The organism is Paenibacillus sp. FW126-R14 (assembly GCF_058789495.1).
Genome location: NZ_JBYTBS010000124.1, coordinates 1 through 2,643 on the forward strand (window position 1 = coordinate 1; position 2,643 = coordinate 2,643).

Genomic DNA, 2,643 nt, shown 5'->3' on the forward strand with positions numbered 1-2,643 from the left:
CGTTCAGACAACAAACCTATTCATCGTCCCGATGAATAACCCTACAAGACCTAATACACAAACTTCTTGACGCTACCAAAGAAGGTCATCTTTTAATCCATTTAGAGGGATATTTTCCAGTTAATTTCCTTTGCGCCTTCTTCGGAATCAATTGTGTCGGATGATTATGAGCATAAGCGGATGCTACCGTATTAAAGTTTAGATAAGACGATTGAAACTACTATTCCAACAATTGAAATCCATACGAAATAAGACTTGAAAATCCTAGAAACAATCGTATCCTGCTTAATCAAGTCACTCTTATGATCTTGCTGCAATTGAATATCAATATTTCCTAAACTGTTAGAAGCTCCTGTTGAACCTAATCCTTTAAAAAGTAGAGTTACAATCAATAGAATCAAAGACCCCATAAACAGATAATCAGAAACTTGTTGTATGATAATCACTCTCCTCTTTCAACATTATAACATAATTTCCCATTAAGCTTTTCACCCACAAAAAAATGCCCTCCATCCCATAAAAGGATAGTTGGCATTTTCATTTCATTACTTCTTCCAATTTTGAGCGATAAAAGCATCCCGTCCGGAAGTGATCCGTTCTTCCTTATAATGCTCGGGGTTTTTGGTGTGATAATTCTGGTGATATTCCTCTGCAGGAAAAAAAACAAGGGCAGGCCTAATCTCCGTTACAATCGGCTTATCAAAACGTCCGCTATTCGCAAGCTCTTCTTTTGAATTTAAGGCAAGCTCGTGCTGGTCTTCATTGTGATAAAAAATAGCCGTACGATATTGGCTGCCGCGATCAATATACTGTCCTTCATCATCTGTAGGATCTATCTGTGGCCAATAGAGCTCAAGCAGTTTTTCATAAGGAAAAATGGCCGGATCAAACGTAATCTGGACAACTTCCAAATGACCGGTTTCCCCAGTCTTTACTTGTTCATAAGTAGGATGATCAACCGTTCCACCCATGTAACCGGATAGAATGCCATGTATCCCTGGTTGTTCTTCGAACGGGCTTACCATACACCAGAAGCAGCCCCCTGCGAATGTTGCTTTTTGCATCAAATGCTCTCCCTCGATCCCTTAGTTAGCTAATTAAACATTTTGTTTGAGTGACATTTTTCATTATAAATCTAAACCTTGTATAAGTATACTGTGGTTCCCTAGCGCGTTGAGTTTACGGCAATGAGGTATGATAATGCAGCAAAAAGCAACTTTTGCAGGAGGATGCTTCTGGTGTATGGTGACTCCATTCGAGGAACAGCCCGGTATTCACGGGAACGTATCTGGTTATATGGGGGGGCATGTCGAGAATCCAACTTATGAGCAGGTTCTGACTGGGGAAACAGGTCATTTGGAAGTCGTGCAAATTACCTTTGATCCGGAAATTTTCCCATACGAGAAGTTACTCGAACTTTACTGGCCGCAAATCGACCCTACAGATGCAACAGGTCAAGGCAACGATCGTCGATTTGATAAGCCGGTTGTAACGGCGATCGAGGAGGCCTCGGTATTTTATCCAGCTGAGGAGTATCATCAGAATTACCATAAGAAAAACCCTGCGTTTTATAAAGAATCCCGGATCAATTCGGGGCGAGATGCCATTATTGAAAAATACTGGAGTAAGGATTAACGCGGCTGCTGGCCTTTACTTTATCAGACAAAGAGGAGCGCTGCAGCGAAGCAGTCTCCTCCATTCGTTTTAATTCTTACAACCAAAAGTGTCACCGCAAGCACCATATTATGAACTTCGATCATTCAAAAAACTCGTTATTTCCGCCCAGGCCTCCACGCTCGAGAAAATGGAAAAGTGATCGCCATAATGTATCGTCTTCATTTTCTTCTCACCGCCCCATTCATCTACAAGTTTTTTCGAATATTCGATGGGAATATTTCTATCTAAATCCCCTGCTACGCATAATAATGGAGTATGTATGGAGGGAGCCTTACTTATTGAATTGAAGGATTCCTTCACAAAAATTGACAACGGAAACATATTGTGCAACTTTAAAACGTTTGATATTTTTTTACTCAACAACTTGGAATTGTTATCATATGGGGCAATCAGTATTGTACTTATTGTAGGACGTTCACTTGATAAATTTACTGCGATCCCCGTTCCTAGGCTATATCCCATTGATACTATTTTTTTACCATCTATATCGCTTCTTTTTGAAAAGTAATCATAAATGAGATTAGCATCATGATATAATTTATCCTTGGTTGGCTCCCCTTCACTCAGTCCATACGATCTATAATTAACTAACGCCACTGACCATCCATCCAATTTCTCAGCCATTGACATCATATCGGATACCTCTTCGCCAGAGCCCCCGAAGTAAATAAGTAGAGGCGATTTTACTTCATTTGAATTATTTATAAGCCATCCATGTAACTTGATATGATCTATTGCTTGAATTTCAATCTCCTCAAAATTGCCATAATTAATCTTATTTAAATCAGATCGGTCAATCTTCTTCGGCTGGTATACCAAATGATTCATTTCAATAATTCCGTTTATGTTTTGATAAATAATGAGGCAAAGAAATAAATAAGTGCCAATTACCACTTTCAAAATGAAGGAAAGGACCGATATAAACTTTAAAGTATTCCTTTGAATGGCTCTTATAAAAATAAAAAC

General features: G+C 39.0%; 3 protein-coding genes. 1 reads left to right on the top strand and 2 read right to left on the bottom strand.

Features of this window, described 5'->3' with window-relative positions:
• Positions 1 to 545: 545 nt before the first annotated feature.
• Entirely contained in the window at positions 546 to 1,064 is a 519-nt protein-coding gene (gene msrA, locus AC3WRW_RS32915) for a peptide-methionine (S)-S-oxide reductase MsrA (RefSeq protein WP_492550423.1), read from the bottom strand.
• Between the two features lie 136 nt (positions 1,065 to 1,200).
• On the opposite strand from msrA (AC3WRW_RS32915), the gene msrA (AC3WRW_RS32920) reads away from it, so the two are divergent.
• Positions 1,201 to 1,635 (top strand): peptide-methionine (S)-S-oxide reductase MsrA, encoded by a 435-nt coding sequence (gene msrA / locus AC3WRW_RS32920; RefSeq protein ID WP_492550424.1) that lies wholly within the window; start codon positions 1,201 to 1,203, stop codon positions 1,633 to 1,635.
• Positions 1,636 to 1,743: 108 nt separating this feature from the next.
• Here the strand turns inward: msrA (AC3WRW_RS32920) and AC3WRW_RS32925 are convergent.
• Positions 1,744 to 2,643, bottom strand: a 900-nt coding sequence (locus AC3WRW_RS32925; protein WP_492550425.1) for an alpha/beta hydrolase, incomplete at its 5' end; no start/stop codon positions are given.

What these genes read in the sequence shown, in the direction of transcription:
- msrA (WP_492550424.1), top strand. Translation starts at nt 1,201, where the DNA reads ATGCAGCAAAAAGCAACTTTTGCAGGAGGATGCTTCTGGTGTATGGTG.
- msrA (WP_492550423.1), bottom strand. Translation starts at nt 1,064, where the DNA reads ATGCAAAAAGCAACATTCGCAGGGGGCTGCTTCTGGTGTATGGTAAGC.